Origin of the sequence: Streptomyces sp. McG3 (assembly GCF_018619185.1) — a bacterium.
Classification (GTDB): domain Bacteria; phylum Actinomycetota; class Actinomycetes; order Streptomycetales; family Streptomycetaceae; genus Streptomyces.
On the sequence record NZ_JAAXYC010000085.1, the window covers coordinates 14,730 to 27,989 of the forward strand.

General features: G+C 71.4%; 14 protein-coding genes. 9 read left to right on the plus strand and 5 right to left on the minus strand.

The features are described 5' to 3' along the window. The first annotated feature begins 28 nt into the window (after positions 1 to 28). The 3 genes from HET64_RS16395 to HET64_RS16405 all read left to right on the plus strand — a co-directional run bounded on the left by HET64_RS16395 (position 29) and on the right by HET64_RS16405 (position 2,267). A complete protein-coding gene (locus tag HET64_RS16395; RefSeq protein WP_215106232.1) occupies positions 29 to 790 on the plus strand; it encodes a trans-aconitate 2-methyltransferase in 762 nt (253 codons plus the stop codon). A gap of 203 nt (positions 791 to 993) precedes the next feature. Next, positions 994 to 1,482, plus strand: a complete 489-nt coding sequence (locus HET64_RS16400; RefSeq protein WP_215106234.1) for a SigE family RNA polymerase sigma factor — start codon at positions 994 to 996, stop codon at positions 1,480 to 1,482. After that, positions 1,479 to 2,267: a hypothetical protein gene (locus tag HET64_RS16405; protein ID WP_215106236.1), complete on the plus strand. Its 789-nt coding sequence runs from the start codon at positions 1,479 to 1,481 to the stop codon at positions 2,265 to 2,267. The genes HET64_RS16400 and HET64_RS16405 overlap by 4 nt, the downstream gene beginning before the upstream one ends. Before the next feature lie 232 nt (positions 2,268 to 2,499). On the opposite strand, the gene HET64_RS16410 is transcribed toward HET64_RS16405, so the two are convergent. From HET64_RS16410 to HET64_RS16420, 3 genes are read right to left on the minus strand one after another with little or no spacing between them, the layout of a single operon-like run. Beyond that, a complete protein-coding gene (locus HET64_RS16410) occupies positions 2,500 to 3,264 on the minus strand; it encodes an amino acid ABC transporter ATP-binding protein (protein WP_073739993.1) in 765 nt (254 codons plus the stop codon). After that, a complete protein-coding gene (locus HET64_RS16415) occupies positions 3,261 to 4,229 on the minus strand; it encodes an amino acid ABC transporter permease (protein WP_215106238.1) in 969 nt (322 codons plus the stop codon). Before HET64_RS16415 ends, HET64_RS16410 begins: the two co-directional genes overlap by 4 nt. A gap of 28 nt (positions 4,230 to 4,257) precedes the next feature. Beyond that, entirely contained in the window at positions 4,258 to 5,220 is a 963-nt protein-coding gene (locus HET64_RS16420) for an ABC transporter substrate-binding protein (protein ID WP_215106240.1), read from the minus strand. A gap of 525 nt (positions 5,221 to 5,745) precedes the next feature. On the opposite strand from HET64_RS16420, the gene HET64_RS16425 reads away from it, so the two are divergent. From HET64_RS16425 to HET64_RS16450, 6 genes are all read left to right on the plus strand, one after another. Continuing rightward, positions 5,746 to 6,987: an NADP-dependent malic enzyme gene (locus tag HET64_RS16425; protein ID WP_215106242.1), complete on the plus strand. Its 1,242-nt coding sequence runs from the start codon at positions 5,746 to 5,748 to the stop codon at positions 6,985 to 6,987. A 287-nt stretch (positions 6,988 to 7,274) separates the two neighbouring features. After that, positions 7,275 to 8,243 carry a zinc-binding dehydrogenase gene (locus tag HET64_RS16430; protein WP_215106244.1) on the plus strand — a complete coding sequence of 323 codons (969 nt, stop codon included), beginning with the start codon at positions 7,275 to 7,277 and terminating at the stop codon, positions 8,241 to 8,243. Positions 8,244 to 8,331: 88 nt separating this feature from the next. Next, entirely contained in the window at positions 8,332 to 9,765 is a 1,434-nt protein-coding gene (locus tag HET64_RS16435) for a cellulase family glycosylhydrolase (RefSeq protein ID WP_215106246.1), read from the plus strand. Then, entirely contained in the window at positions 9,743 to 10,282 is a 540-nt protein-coding gene (locus tag HET64_RS16440; protein ID WP_215106248.1) for a GNAT family N-acetyltransferase, read from the plus strand. The genes HET64_RS16435 and HET64_RS16440 overlap by 23 nt, the downstream gene beginning before the upstream one ends. A gap of 31 nt (positions 10,283 to 10,313) precedes the next feature. Continuing rightward, on the plus strand, positions 10,314 to 10,523 hold the full coding sequence (locus HET64_RS16445; RefSeq protein WP_006127526.1) for a sigma factor-like helix-turn-helix DNA-binding protein: 210 nt from the start codon (positions 10,314 to 10,316) through the stop codon (positions 10,521 to 10,523). After that, on the plus strand, positions 10,523 to 11,107 hold the full coding sequence (locus tag HET64_RS16450) for a Clp protease N-terminal domain-containing protein (protein ID WP_215106250.1): 585 nt from the start codon (positions 10,523 to 10,525) through the stop codon (positions 11,105 to 11,107). Before HET64_RS16445 ends, HET64_RS16450 begins: the two co-directional genes overlap by 1 nt. A 163-nt stretch (positions 11,108 to 11,270) precedes the next feature. On the opposite strand, the gene HET64_RS16455 is transcribed toward HET64_RS16450, so the two are convergent. Next, entirely contained in the window at positions 11,271 to 12,314 is a 1,044-nt protein-coding gene (locus HET64_RS16455; RefSeq protein WP_215106252.1) for a PadR family transcriptional regulator, read from the minus strand. Between the two features lies 1 nt (position 12,315). Continuing rightward, positions 12,316 to 13,173 (minus strand): DUF4097 family beta strand repeat-containing protein, encoded by an 858-nt coding sequence (locus HET64_RS16460; protein ID WP_215106254.1) that lies wholly within the window; start codon positions 13,171 to 13,173, stop codon positions 12,316 to 12,318. Positions 13,174 to 13,260 lie beyond the last annotated feature (87 nt).

Sequence of the window (13,260 nt, forward strand, 5' to 3'; positions counted from 1 at the left end):
GGTAAACGGGCATTACGTGGAGGTTGGCGTGACGGAGACGGCTACGGGCACCGACTGGCAGTCCTGGCAGGAGAGCTGGGACCGGCAGCAGGAGTGGTACATGCCCGACCGCGAGGAGCGGTTCCGGGTGATGCTGGACATGGTCGAGGCGGTCGTCGGACCGGAACCGCGGGTGCTCGACCTCGCGTGCGGTACGGGAAGTATTACGGACCGGCTCCTCAAGCGGTTCCCGAACGCCACGAGCACCGGAGTCGATCTCGACCCCGCGCTCCTGGCCATCGCCCGTGGCACCTTCGACGGCGACGACCGGGTCTCCTTCGTCACCGCCGATCTCAAGGACCCCGACTGGACGGCCCGGCTGCCCCACACCTCGTACGACGCCGTCCTCACCGCCACCGCCCTGCACTGGCTGCACAGGGACCCGCTCACCACGCTCTACGGGCAGATCGGCGGCCTCGTCCGGGACGGCGGGGTGTTCATGAACGCCGACCGCACGATCGACACGGCCACCCCCCGCATCAACGCCGCCGAACGCGCCCACCGGCACGCCGCGATGGACCGCGCCAAGGCCGCCGGGGCGCTGGACTGGGCCGAGTGGTGGGCCGTCGCCGCGAAGGATCCCGTCCTGGCCGCGCCCACCGCCGAGCGGTTCGCGATCTACGGCGAGCACGCGGACGGCGACATGCCCTCCGCCGACTGGCACGCCCGCACCCTGCTGGCCTCCGGCTTCGGTGAGGCCCGCGCGGTCTGGGCGTCCCCTTCGGACACCCTGGTCCTCGCCGTGAAGTAGCCGCCCGCGAACGGCGGCCGCACGGCGGAGAGGGGGCGGTACAGGCTTCGGGCCCGTACCGCCCCCTCTCCTGTCTTCTCCGTCGCTGCCCGCAACCTCCGCCGGGCCCCGGCGCACTGGAAGGGTGAGCCGGTCCGCCTTCGCGGGCCGGGCGGCGGGGAGAGAAGGGGGCAGGGCATTGTCAGTTCCGGGGAGGGGCCCGTATGCGGGCCGATGACGACGCGGCGCTGCACGACTTCGTGGAGGGCCGACGCACCGCGCTGTTCCGCAGCGCCTATCTGCTCTGCGGCGACCGGCACGAGGCCGAGGACCTCGTCCAGAGCGCCCTGGTCAAGGTCGTCCTCGGCGGCCGGCGCCACGGACGGCTCGACAACATCGAGGCGTACGCCCGTAAGACGCTGGTCAACACGTTCATCGCGAGCCGTCGGCGGTTCTGGCGGCGGGAGCGGGCGTACGGCGAACTGCCCGACCGCCCGGGGAACACGGCCGACGCGGACACCGGTCTGGTCGTCAGGGAGGCGCTCGCCCGGCTCACGGCCAGACAGCGGGCGGTGCTGGTGCTCCGTTACTGGGAGGACCTGAGTGTGGAGGCCACGGCCGAGGCGCTCGGGATGCGGACGAACACGGTCAAGAGCCACACGGCTCGGGGCCTGGCGGCGCTGCGCGCCGGGATGGCGGAGGAATTGGTATGAACGACGTCCGTGAACTGCTCGACCGCGCCGCCGGGGGAGCGGGGAAGCCCGCGTTCTCCGCCGCGGCCGTGTACGCGAAGGCCGCCCGGATCCGCAGGCGCCGCCGGGCCGCCGCCTCGGCCGCCGTCCTCGCGGTGGTCGCCGCCGGGGCGTTCACCCTGCCCCGGACGGGCGGCGACGAGGACCCCGCGCACGCCTCGGTGGCGTCGGCCGGACCGTCCGCCTCCCCGACGGACCCCGCACCCGACAGGGCCGAACGGCTGGCCGCGCTGTTGCCGGGGGACGTGGGGGAGATCGAGGAGGTCTCCCTCGCCGTGCTCATCAAGAACGCCACACCCGAACAGGCGCGGACCACCTATCTCGGGCCACTGGACGGGCACTTCGCGTTCCGCAAGGGCGGCGGCGTCGGCTATCTGGTGCTCGCCCTGGAGGACCGGGAGGCGGTGGTGAAGAAGACGGGCCGCCCGGCCGATCCGGACGAGGACCTCTGCGTCCGGGTGGGCCAGGAGCCGGCCCGTACCGACTGTGTGCGGGAGGTGCTCCCCGACGGCCGGGTGCTGACGACGTGGCGCGACACGATGGACGTCGAGGGTGACGACAGCGTTGGCTGGGGGCCCGAACTGGTCGGCAGGCTCAGGCAGGAGGACGGTTCGCAGTTCCTCCTGCGCTCCAGCACCGGCTTCGAGGGCACCGGCACCCAGGGGCCGCTGCTGTCGGAGCCGCCGCTCTCCCGGCAGCAGATGAAGGAGCTGCTCACCGGCCCCGAGGTGCTGCCCAAGGGCTGAGGGCGCGGGCGCGCACGCGGGGGAGTGCGGCGGCGGGCGCGGCCGGGTGGCCGGGACGGCCGCGGGACGTGCGGGGCGAACATACGGCCGGGACGTGCGCGGGGGTGCCGGACGTGCGGGGCGAACATACGGCCGGGACGTGCGCGGGGGTGCCGGACGCGCGGGAGGGCGGTGCGGACCGTGGTGGTCCGTACCGCCCTCCCGTGTGCGCCGGGGCCCCGTCCCTACAGGCCTACAGCACCTTGGACAGGAACGACTTCGTCCGGTCGTGCTGCGGGTTGGTCAGCACGTCACGCGGGTGGCCCGACTCGACCACCACGCCGTCGTCCATGAAGACCAGCGCGTCGCCCACCTCGCGGGCGAAGCCCATCTCGTGGGTGACGACGATCATCGTCATACCGTCCTCGGCCAGGCCGCGCATGACGTCCAGGACGTCGCCGACCAGCTCCGGGTCCAGCGCGGAGGTCGGCTCGTCGAAGAGCATCAGCTTCGGCTCCATCGCCAGCGCGCGGGCGATGGCCACGCGCTGCTGCTGCCCGCCGGACAGCTGGGTGGGGTAGTTCCCCGCCTTGTCGGAGAGGCCCACCCGGTCCAGCAGCTTCTCGGCGCGGGCCCGGGCCACGGCCTTGGACTCGCCCTTGACCTGGACCGGGGCCTCCATGACGTTCTCGATGGCCGTCATGTGCGGGAACAGGTTGAAGCGCTGGAAGACCATGCCGATGTCGCGCCGCTGGAGGGCGACCTCACTGTCCTTCAGCTCGTAGAGCTTGTCGCCCTTCTGCCGGTAGCCGACCAGCTCGCCGTCGACCGAGAGCCGGCCGGCGTTGATCTTCTCCAGGTGGTTGATGCACCGCAGGAAGGTCGACTTGCCGGAGCCGGACGGGCCGATCAGGCAGAACACCTCACGCGGGGCGACCTCCAGGTCGATGCCCTTGAGGATGTGGGCGGCGCCGAAGGACTTGTGGACGCCCTCGGCCTTCACCATGGGGGTGGTCATGCGGAGACACCTCCGGAGGGCCGGTTGCTGAACGCGGCGAGGTTGACCTTGACGCGCTGCAGCGGCGTGAGCGGCAGCGAGCGCAGCGAGCCGCGGGCGAAGCGGCGCTCCAGGTAGTACTGGCCGACGCTGAACACGCTGGTCATCACGATGTACCAGATGGACGCGACGAACAGCATCTCCATCACCGCGTACGACGTGGAGCCGATCTGCGAGGTGGAGCGGAGCAGTTCGTTGTACGTGACCGCGTACACCAGCGAGGAGGTCTTCAGCATGTTGATGAACTCGTTGCCGGTCGGCGGGATGATCACGCGCAGCGCCTGCGGGAGGACCACACGGCGCATGGTCTTGCCCTGGGTCATGCCCAGCGCGTGCGAGGCCTCGGTCTGGCCCTCGTCGACCGACTGGATGCCGGCGCGGCAGATCTCCGCCATGTAGGCGGCCTCGTTCAGCGCGAGCCCCAGCAGGGCGCACATGAACGGGGTCATGACGTCCGTCATCTCGTCCTTGTAGATGAACGGGATGTTCAGGACCGGGAAGATCAGCGCCAGGTTGAACCAGAGCAGCAGCTGTACGTAGACCGGGGTGCCCCGGAAGAACCAGATGTACAGCCAGGCCACCCAGCTGGTGACCGGGTTCTTCGACAGCCGCATCACGGCCAGCACGACGCCGAGGATCACGCCGAGCACCATCGCGAGGACGCTGATCAGCAGGGTGCGGCCCGCACCGGCGACGACCGTGCTGTCGAACAGCTTGTCGCCCACGGCGTGCCACTGGATGTTGCCCTGCGAGAAGGCGTACCCGAGGGCGAGGAGGAGGCCGATGACCACGACGCCGCTGATCCAGCGGCCCACATGGCGGACCGGAATGGCCTTGATGTTCTCCGGGGCCGGGGTGGCGCCCTTGGAGACGGACACCGGGCCGGTCGGTGAACCGGCGGGTGTCTTGTCGAACTTGTCAGTCATGGTGACTGCCCTTCAGTGGAGCGTCCGGTCACTTGCCGCCGTTGACGGCGGCCTTGTCGATCGCTCCCGTACCGGCGCCCCACTTGTCGAGCACCTTCTGGTACGAGCCGTCGGCGATGATCGCGTCGACGGCCTCCTTCAGGGCGTCGCGCAGCCCGGTGTTGGTCTTCTTGACGGCGATGCCGAACGGGCCGGCGTCGACCTGCTCGCCCACGACCTCGAACGCCTTGCCGCCGTCGGCCTTGCGGGCCAGGTCGACCGCGACCGGGTAGTCGTTGACGCCGGCGACCGAACCGCCGGACTTGACGCGGGTCTGCGCCTCCGTGTCGTTCTCGAACGACTCGATCTTGATGGCCTTCTCGCCGCCGTCCGTACAGGCCTTCGACTGCTTCTTGAGGGCCTCCTCGTACGTGGTGCCGCGCTGCACCGCCGCCGGCTTCCCGCACAGGTCCTCGATGGACTTGATGTTCTGCGGGTTGCCCTTCTTCGTGTACACGGCGGTGCCGGCGAGGAAGTAGTCGACGAAGTCGACGCCCTCGCCCAGCTTCTTGCCGGAGTCGTCCAGGCCCTCCTGGCGCTGCTTGTTGTCCGTGATCGACGACATCGCGATGTCGTGACGCCCACTGTTCAGGGCGGTGATCAGGCCGTCGAAGGAACCGGAGGTGAACTCGAACTTCACCCCGAGCTGCTTGCCGAGAGCCTCCGCGATGTCGGGGTCGACACCGACGATCTTTCCGTTCTCGACGGACTCCATCGGGGCGTATTCGGCATTCGTGCCGACCTTGATCACACCGGACTTCTGGTACTTCTCCGGCAGCTTCGAGAAGAGCGGAGCGCCGCTCTTGGTCTCCTTGCCGCTGCCGCCCTCCTGGGAGGAGCTGTCTGTCTGGTCGCCACAGGCGGTGAGCAGCAGGGAGCCGGCGACCGCGATGGCGCCGATCGCCGCAATCCGTGACTTCGCGGTCGTACGACGCGTGGTGCTTGCGGTCATGTCGGGATCCTCCGGCAGGTGAGGGTGAGGTGCTGGTGGGCGGCTTGGCACGCACCTTCGAGTGTCGCCACCTTGTGTGATGACGGCATCCTGCCATTCTGACTGACCCATTCAGGGGTCCAGTCATGTCAAAATCGGATAACGGGCGACCCCCGAACATCAACGGCCAGTGCGCGAGAACCGGACCATCTGTGGGGATTCATTCCCTCCGCCGGAGAATCTTCGGTGCGTCTCGACTAGTGGACGGCATTTATACCGGTTTGCCGACTTGTCCAGATATTCGACTATGAGTCACGTCACCGCGTCGATATGGACTCGTCCGTAACATCGTTCGTCCGGTAAAAAAGACGTTTACACCCCTCATCCGGGGCTCAGGGCGCGTGTGCGGCGCGCCCGCGCGTATGTACCACCTCCCTGCCGGAGCGGGCCAACCGCTCGGTGCGGGGCGCGTACGCGGTGCCCGCCCACCCCTCCTCAACCAGGAGTGGCCACCCTCAAACGATGAATACTTAAGGGGTCAACACCATGGCAGCGGAGATCGTCAATCCTCGCAGCGACAGCACCATCGACAGCGGCATCCAGCGCACGAGCGCAGCGGACACCGGGGCCGACGAGCCCTTCGATCCGGCCTTCGCCCTCCACCGGGGCGGGAAGATGGCCGTGCAGGCCACCGTCCCGATCCGGGACAAGGACGACCTTTCCCTGGCGTACACGCCCGGTGTGGCGAAAGTGTGCAGCGCCATCGCCGACAACCCCGAACTCGTCCACGACTACACCTGGAAGTCCCAGGTCGTGGCCGTCGTGACGGACGGCACCGCCGTGCTCGGTCTCGGCGACATCGGGCCCGAGGCGTCCCTCCCCGTCATGGAGGGCAAGGCCATCCTCTTCAAGCAGTTCGGCGGCGTCGACGCGGTGCCGATCGCGCTCGCGACCACCGACGCCGACGAGATCGTGGAGACCGTCGTCCGGCTCGCCCCCTCGTTCGGCGGGGTGAACCTGGAGGACATCTCGGCGCCCCGGTGCTTCGAGATCGAGCGCAAGCTCCAGGAGCGGCTGGACATCCCGGTCTTCCACGACGACCAGCACGGCACGGCCGTCGTCACCCTCGCCGCCCTGCGCAACGCCGCGAAGCTCTCCGGGCGGACGCTCGGCGATCTGCGCGGTGTCATCTCCGGCGCGGGCGCGGCGGGCGTGGCCATCGCCAAGTTCCTGCTGGAGGCGGGGATCGGCGACATCGCGGTGGCCGACCGCAAGGGCATCGTCAGCCGCGACCGCGAGGACCTCACCGAGGTCAAGCGCGAGCTGGCCGAGCTGACCAACCGGGCCGGCCTCTCCGGTTCGCTGGAGCAGGCGCTCGCCGGTGCGGACGTCTTCATCGGCGTCTCCGGCGGTACGGTCCCGGAGGCGGCGGTGGCCTCGATGGCCCCCGGCGCGTACGTCTTCGCGATGGCCAACCCGAACCCGGAGGTCCACCCGGACGTCGCGCACAAGTACGCGGCGGTCGTGGCGACCGGGCGGTCGGACTTCCCGAACCAGATCAACAACGTGCTGGCGTTCCCGGGCATCTTCGCGGGCGCGCTCCAGGTCCGGGCCTCCCGGATCACCGAGGGCATGAAGATCGCCGCGGCCAACGCGTTGGCCGACGTGGTCGGCGATGAGCTGGCGGCGGACTACGTGATCCCGTCGCCGTTCGACGAGCGGGTCGCCCCGGCGGTCACCGCGGCGGTGGCGGCGGCGGCCCGTGCGGAGGGTGTGGCTCGGCGCTGATGTCGGGCTGAGTGGTTGTGGGTGGGCGGAGCCTGTACCTGTACGGGCTCCGCCCGCTTCGTGTCCAGCCTCTCCGGCGAGGCTCGATGTGCGGGCTTTTGCTGGTCTGTCGCCGCAGGGGCTTGATGTGCGGGTCTCCGCTGGTCTGTCGCCGCAGGGGCTGGGTTGCCGCTGCCGGGGCTTGACGGCGCCCGTGCCGGGAAGGGATCGCGCGGTCCACCCCGCTTGGTGTGCGTCACACGGGCAGGCGGTTCCGCGGGCCGCCCCGACCCGCCTATCGTCGAGCCATGTTCGCCGCCTACGCAGCCCGTATCGATCCCGACCAGCCCCTCGACGGACTGGAGCTGGGTGATCGCCCGGCCCCCGAGGCGCGTCCCGGGTGGACCACCGTCACCGTCCGGGCCGCCTCCCTCAACCACCACGACCTCTGGTCCCTGCGGGGCGTGGGCCTCTCGCAGGACCGGCTGCCGATGATCCTCGGCTGCGACGCGGCCGGCGTCGACCAGGACGGCAACGAAGTCGTCCTGCACTCCGTCATCGGGCAGTCGGGGCACGGCGTCGGGCCGAAGGAGCCCCGCTCCATCCTCACCGAGCGCTACCAGGGCACCTTCGCCGAGCAGGTCACCGTCCCCACCTGGAACGTCCTGCCCAAGCCGAAGGAGCTCAGCTTCGCGGAGGCCGCCTGCCTGCCGACGGCCTGGCTCACCGCGTACCGGATGCTGTTCACCAACGCCGGTGTCCGGCCCGGCGACTCCGTACTCGTCCAGGGCGCCGGCGGCGGGGTCGCCACCGCCGCGATCGTGCTCGGCAAGGCCGCCGGGCTGCGGGTCTTCGCCACCAGCCGGGACCGGGCCAAGCGCGAGCGGGCGGTCGAACTCGGCGCGCTGGAGGCGTACGAGCCCGGCGCCCGGCTGCCGCAGCGGGTGGACGCCGTCATCGAGACCGTGGGGGCCGCCACTTGGTCCCACTCCGTGAAGTCGCTGCGCCCCGGAGGCACCCTCGTCATCTCCGGGGCCACCAGCGGCGACCGGCCCGCCCACGCCGAGCTGACCCGGATCTTCTTCCTGGAGCTGAAGGTCGTCGGCTCCACCATGGGGTCCAAGGACGAGCTGGAGGACCTGCTCGCCTTCTGCGCGACCACCGGCGTACGGCCGGTCATCGACGAGGTGCTGCCGCTGGACCGGGCCCGGGAGGGGTTCCGGCGGCTGGAGTCGGGCGACCTCTTCGGGAAGATCGTGCTCACGCCGACCTCGTAGCTCCGCCAAGGACTCGTCGGTAAAGCATACTTGAACAAGTGTCAGCTTTGCTGATGGGATGCCGCCCATGCGAATGGGCAGAGCACTCATGGCAGTTGTCGTCGCGTCCGTGCTCGCGGCGGGGGCCCTCGCCCCCGCCGCCTCGGCGCGCCCCGTATCCGCACCCGTACCGGCGTCCGAGCCCCGCGAACGCGCCGTCCCGCCACTGACCGACGACCGGGGCCGCACCCTCACCCTGCGCGGCTGGAACGTCGAGGACAAGGCGAACCGCGGCGAGGCCGCCCTCAGCGCCGTCACCGAACGGCACTTCCGCGACCTGCGCGGACACGGTTTCAACTTCGCCCGGCTGCTGGTCTTCTGGGACGATCTGGAGCCCACGCGCGGCCAGTACAGCGAGCGCTACCTCCGGCGCGTCGAACGCGTCCTGGACTGGGCGCGCAAGCACCGTGTCCATGTCCTCATCGACGCCCACCAGGACGTCTTCGGGCCCGCGTTCGGGCATCGGGGCATCCCCGCCTGGGCCACCAGGACCGACGGGCTCCCGTTCACCCCGAACCCCGACGACTGGTTCTCCGAGTACTTCCAGCCCGCCGTTCAGCGGGCCTTCACCCACCTCTACGAGGACCCCGACCTCCAGCGCGCCCAGGCCGCCATGTGGCAGGTGCTCGCGGAGCGCTTCCGCGATCACCCGGCCGTGATCGGCTACGACCTGATCAACGAACCGATGGGGGAGCTGCGGGCGGGCGAGGACCTGCCGGCCGCAGCCCGCCGGATCGAGGCCCAGCACCTCACCCCGATGTACAACCGCCTCGCCCGTGCCGTCCGGGCGAAGGACCGCGACACCTGGCTCTTCGTCGAGCCGACGCCCATCGTCGGCGAGGGCGTCCCCACCGGGCTCGGCCGGATCGAGGACCGCCGGACCGTGTACGCCCCGCACTTCTACAACACCGCCATGGAGGCGGGTGCGGACTACGACCCCCGGGCCGGCTGGATCGAGGCGTACGAGGCCGCCGTCACCGCCTATCCGGCCCGCCACAAGATGCCCGTGGTCGTCGGCGAGTGGGGCCCCCTGAACAACTCCCTCCCCAACATGGGCCGCTTCTACCGCGAGGCCGTCGACTCCCTGAACCGCTACAGCTCCGGCTGGGCGGGGTACGTCTGGTGCTACGGCGGCGGCTACTGCGCGGTCGACGAGCGGGGCCGCTTCCGTACGAACAAGGAGCGGACGGCCACCCCGTACGCCCCGGCCGTCGCGGGGGCCGTCCGCTCCGAGTCATACGACGCGGACACCCGCTCCTACCGCCTCGCCTACCGTGCCGCCGCCCGCCCCGGGGTGACGGAGCTGTCCCTCCCGCCCTCGCCCCGGGGCTGGCGTGTCTCCGTCACCGGCCCGGGGTGGGTCGCCGGCGGCCCCGGTGCGTCGTCGCGCGGGGGATGGCCGGTCGTACGGGCGTGGCCCGGGAGCGAGGTGGTGGTGACCGTGCGGGAAGGTGGCCCGTATGGACGAACTGACCACCCCTGAAGGGTTTCTGCTGCGCCCCTGGGAGCCCGTCGACGCCTCGGCGGTGCTCCGCGCCTTCGCCCCGGCCGAAATGGACCGCCAGACGGACCGGCCGGTGTTCGACCGGCCCGGGGCGCTGGCCTGGATCGCGGACCGCACGCGTGAGCGGGGTGCGCGCACCGGCTACTCCTGGGCCGTGGTGGGGGAGGCGGGCGAGGCCCTCGGCTGTGTCGCCGTCGGCGCCGTCAGCCCGACCCACGACACCGGCTGGGTCTCCTACTGGACCACGGAGGAGGCGCGCGGCCGGGGTGTCGCCCCGGCCGGTGTGCGGGCGTTGGCGCGCTGGGCCTTCGGCGAGCTCGGGCTGTACCGGCTGGAGCTGGGCCATCGCACCGACAACCCGGCCTCCTGCCGGGTCGCGACCCGGTCCGGATTCGCGCCCGAGGGCATCGAGCGGGCCAAGCTGCGCTACGGCGACGTCCGGTACGACGTCGAGCGGCACGCCCGCCTGGCCGACGATGATGTCAACTTTGATTGACGAGAGGCGTCTGTCAATGTAGGTTGACGTCATGACCGAAGCAACGGATCTGGCCGCACGTGCCGGTGACCGCGACCCGCGCGTCGGGCTGCGGGCGGTGGCCGCGCTGCGGCGGCTGCTGGAGCAGCTCGAAGCCGTACAAGTCAGAAGTGCCCGCGTCCAGGGCTGGTCGTGGCAGGAGATCGCCGCCGAGCTGGGCGTCAGCCGGCAGGCCGTGCACAAGAAGTACGGGAGGCGTTGATGTTCGAGCGATTCACCCGAGGGGCCCGCGCCACCGTGAAGGGCGCGGTGGCGCAGGCCGAGCGCGTCGGGGCCGACTCGGTCACCGAGGAACACCTGCTGCTCGCACTGCTGGAACAGGAGGGCGGCCGGGCCTCGTTCGCCGTCACCGCACTCGGCCTCCACGACCGCCGCGCCTCCCTGGACGCCGCCTTCGCCGAGGCCCGCCGCCGCGGCGGCCTGACCAGGGCCGACACCGACGCGCTCGCCGGTATCGGGATCGACATCGGCGCGATCGTCTCCCGGGTCGAGGGCGCCCACGGCGAAGGAGCCCTGGCGACCGGCCGGGGCGGCCGCCGGTGGTGGTGGTCGGGGCACCGCCCCTTCACCCCGGGAGCGAAGACCGTCCTGGAGAACTCGCTACGGGTCGCCCTGGGCCGCGGTGACCGCTTCATCGGCGAGGAACACCTGCTCCTGGCCCTCACGGCGAAGCCCGGAGTCGTCGCCGACGTCCTCGCCGAGCACGGCGCGACCTACGCGACGGTGCGGCGCGCGCTGTACGGCCCCGACGCCGACGGGAGTCAGGGGCACGCCGAGGCCGGGTGAGACGGGCGTACGGAACGGGGCTTGCCCGAACAGGGCGGGGGTGGCCCCGGACCGGAGCGGCGGCCCGCCCGAACAGGGCGCGGGCGGGCCCACGAACGGAACAGGGGCGGGCGTCCGGCACCGGACGCCCGCCCCTGTTCCGTGCCACCCGGGCCCCCTCGGCTCAGGTCTTCCGCTCGTCCTGCGCCGTCAGCAGCGCCTCGATCCGCGCCGTCGCCGCCCCCAGATGGCGGCGGGCCTCCGCGAGCTGGGTCTCCGTCACCCCGTGATCGCGGGCCGTGTCCCGGATGCCGTCGCGGAAACGGTCCAGCAGGCGGTCCAGGTCACGCACCGGGTCGCCCGTGGCCGGCGCGTCCTCGGCCCAGTCGAAGCCGTCGTCGGGAACCGGGGCCGCCGGGGCGGACTCCGCCCCTGGCTTGCCGAACGGGGGCCAGGCTCCGGAGCGTGCGAAGCCGCCGAGCTGGCCGGTGATCTCCGCGAGGCCCTCCCGCACCCCGGAGGGCCAGTCGCCCCGCGCGAAGTGCTCCTGCACCTGGCGGGCGGCGGTCTGCATCTGCTCGTGCGCCTTCTCCTGGGCCTCCCTGGCCTGGCGGCGGGCCTGCTGGGCGTCCTCGCGGGCGCGCCGGGACTCGTCCTTCGCCCGGCGTGCCTGCTCCTTCCACACCTGCTTGGCCCGGTTCAGCTCCTCCTTCGCCGTGCGCCACGTCTCGCTCTCGCCGAGGTCGCCCAGACGGCCGAAGTCGCCGAAGTCATCGAAGGGGGAGGACGGCTCGCCCTTCGTCCGCTCCCGGCCGCTCCCGGCCCCGGCCTTCGTGCCCTGCCGGGACTCCGACGCCGCCGCCCGCATGTCGCTGCGGAGCCGGCCCGCCGCGCCCCGTACGTCGTCGCGTATCTCGGCGGCCAGCTCGGAGACCGATTCGCGGATCTCCAGCTCCAGGTCGGCCAGTTCGCCGCCCCGGCCGGCCAGCTCCTCGCGCCCCGCGTCGGTGATCGAGTAGACCTTGCGGCCGCCCTCGGTGGCGTGGGTGACCAGGCCCTCGGCCTCCAGTTTGGCCAGCCTCGGGTAGACCGTGCCCGCGGACGGGGCGTACAGGCCCTGGAAGCGCTCCTCCAGCAGGCGGATGACCTCGTAGCCGTGGCGGGGAGCCTCGTCCAGGAGCTTGAGGAGGTACAGCCGCAGACGGCCGTGGGCGAATACGGGAGGCATGTCAGAGAACCTTTCCGGTCGGCTCGGCGGCGTACGCGTCGTCCTCGGCGGGTGGCCTGCGCAACAGGGCGATCGAACCGGACACGGTCGTCGCCCGCAGGGTCCCCGTCCCGGCGCCCAGCGTGCCGGTGATCTTCTTCGCGCCCCACTGCCCGCCGACCCGCAGGTCCTCGAAGGCGTTGGAGACGGCCCCGCTCGCGGTGTTCGCCTCGACCGTGGCGTCGGCCGGGTGCGGCAGCCGGATCGCGATCTCGCCGGTCACCGTGGCCAGCCGGATGTCCGTGGGCTGCCCGGACGGGTCGACGTCCAGCACCATGGCACCGCTGACCGACTCGGCCCGCACCGAGGTCCCCGCCCCGTCGACCACCGTCAGATCGCCGGACACGGAGTGGAAGCGCAGGTCCCCGGTGACGCTCTGGGCCTCCAGGCTGCCCGACACGGACTCCCCGCGCACCGCGCCGGTCAGCCCGACGAGCGTGGAGTCACCGGTGATGCCCCGGACCTCCGTGCGGCCGCTGATACCGGAGACGACGGCACCGGCACCGATCACGCCGACCTCGACCGAGGCAGCGGCCGGCACGACGAGCGTGACCACGGCGCTGCGGCGGCGGTTCTTGGGGTCGAACCAGCGCAGGAGGTCCTGCCAGGGCAGGTCCTCGTAGGCCACGGTCAGCCGGCCGTCCTCCTGGGTCACGATCAGCGGCGGGCCCTCGATCGCGGAGATCTCCAGCCGGGCTTCCGGCTCGTCGGTCCCGACCACGTTGACCGTGCCGTCGACGATACGCACGTGGAGCGCTGTCACCGGATCCTCGAAGGCGAGCTTCCGCGGCTCGCCGATGGTCCATGTCGACACAGGCATGGATGTGACCTCCCGGGAAGCGTGGCAACGCAACATATCGCGTCTCGTACGGAACACGATATATCGCGGATGGGGGAAGTCAAAGGG

What these genes read in the sequence shown, in the direction of transcription:
- HET64_RS16400 (WP_215106234.1), top strand. Translation starts at nt 994, where the DNA reads ATGCGGGCCGATGACGACGCGGCGCTGCACGACTTCGTGGAGGGCCGA.
- HET64_RS16405 (WP_215106236.1), top strand. Translation starts at nt 1,479, where the DNA reads ATGAACGACGTCCGTGAACTGCTCGACCGCGCCGCCGGGGGAGCGGGG.
- HET64_RS16410 (WP_073739993.1), bottom strand. Translation starts at nt 3,264, where the DNA reads ATGACCACCCCCATGGTGAAGGCCGAGGGCGTCCACAAGTCCTTCGGC.
- HET64_RS16415 (WP_215106238.1), bottom strand. Translation starts at nt 4,229, where the DNA reads ATGACTGACAAGTTCGACAAGACACCCGCCGGTTCACCGACCGGCCCG.
- HET64_RS16420 (WP_215106240.1), bottom strand. Translation starts at nt 5,220, where the DNA reads ATGACCGCAAGCACCACGCGTCGTACGACCGCGAAGTCACGGATTGCG.
- HET64_RS16425 (WP_215106242.1), top strand. Translation starts at nt 5,746, where the DNA reads ATGGCAGCGGAGATCGTCAATCCTCGCAGCGACAGCACCATCGACAGC.
- HET64_RS16430 (WP_215106244.1), top strand. Translation starts at nt 7,275, where the DNA reads ATGTTCGCCGCCTACGCAGCCCGTATCGATCCCGACCAGCCCCTCGAC.
- HET64_RS16435 (WP_215106246.1), top strand. Translation starts at nt 8,332, where the DNA reads ATGGCAGTTGTCGTCGCGTCCGTGCTCGCGGCGGGGGCCCTCGCCCCC.
- HET64_RS16440 (WP_215106248.1), top strand. Translation starts at nt 9,743, where the DNA reads ATGGACGAACTGACCACCCCTGAAGGGTTTCTGCTGCGCCCCTGGGAG.
- HET64_RS16445 (WP_006127526.1), top strand. Translation starts at nt 10,314, where the DNA reads ATGACCGAAGCAACGGATCTGGCCGCACGTGCCGGTGACCGCGACCCG.
- HET64_RS16450 (WP_215106250.1), top strand. Translation starts at nt 10,523, where the DNA reads ATGTTCGAGCGATTCACCCGAGGGGCCCGCGCCACCGTGAAGGGCGCG.
- HET64_RS16455 (WP_215106252.1), bottom strand. Translation starts at nt 12,314, where the DNA reads ATGCCTCCCGTATTCGCCCACGGCCGTCTGCGGCTGTACCTCCTCAAG.
- HET64_RS16460 (WP_215106254.1), bottom strand. Translation starts at nt 13,173, where the DNA reads ATGCCTGTGTCGACATGGACCATCGGCGAGCCGCGGAAGCTCGCCTTC.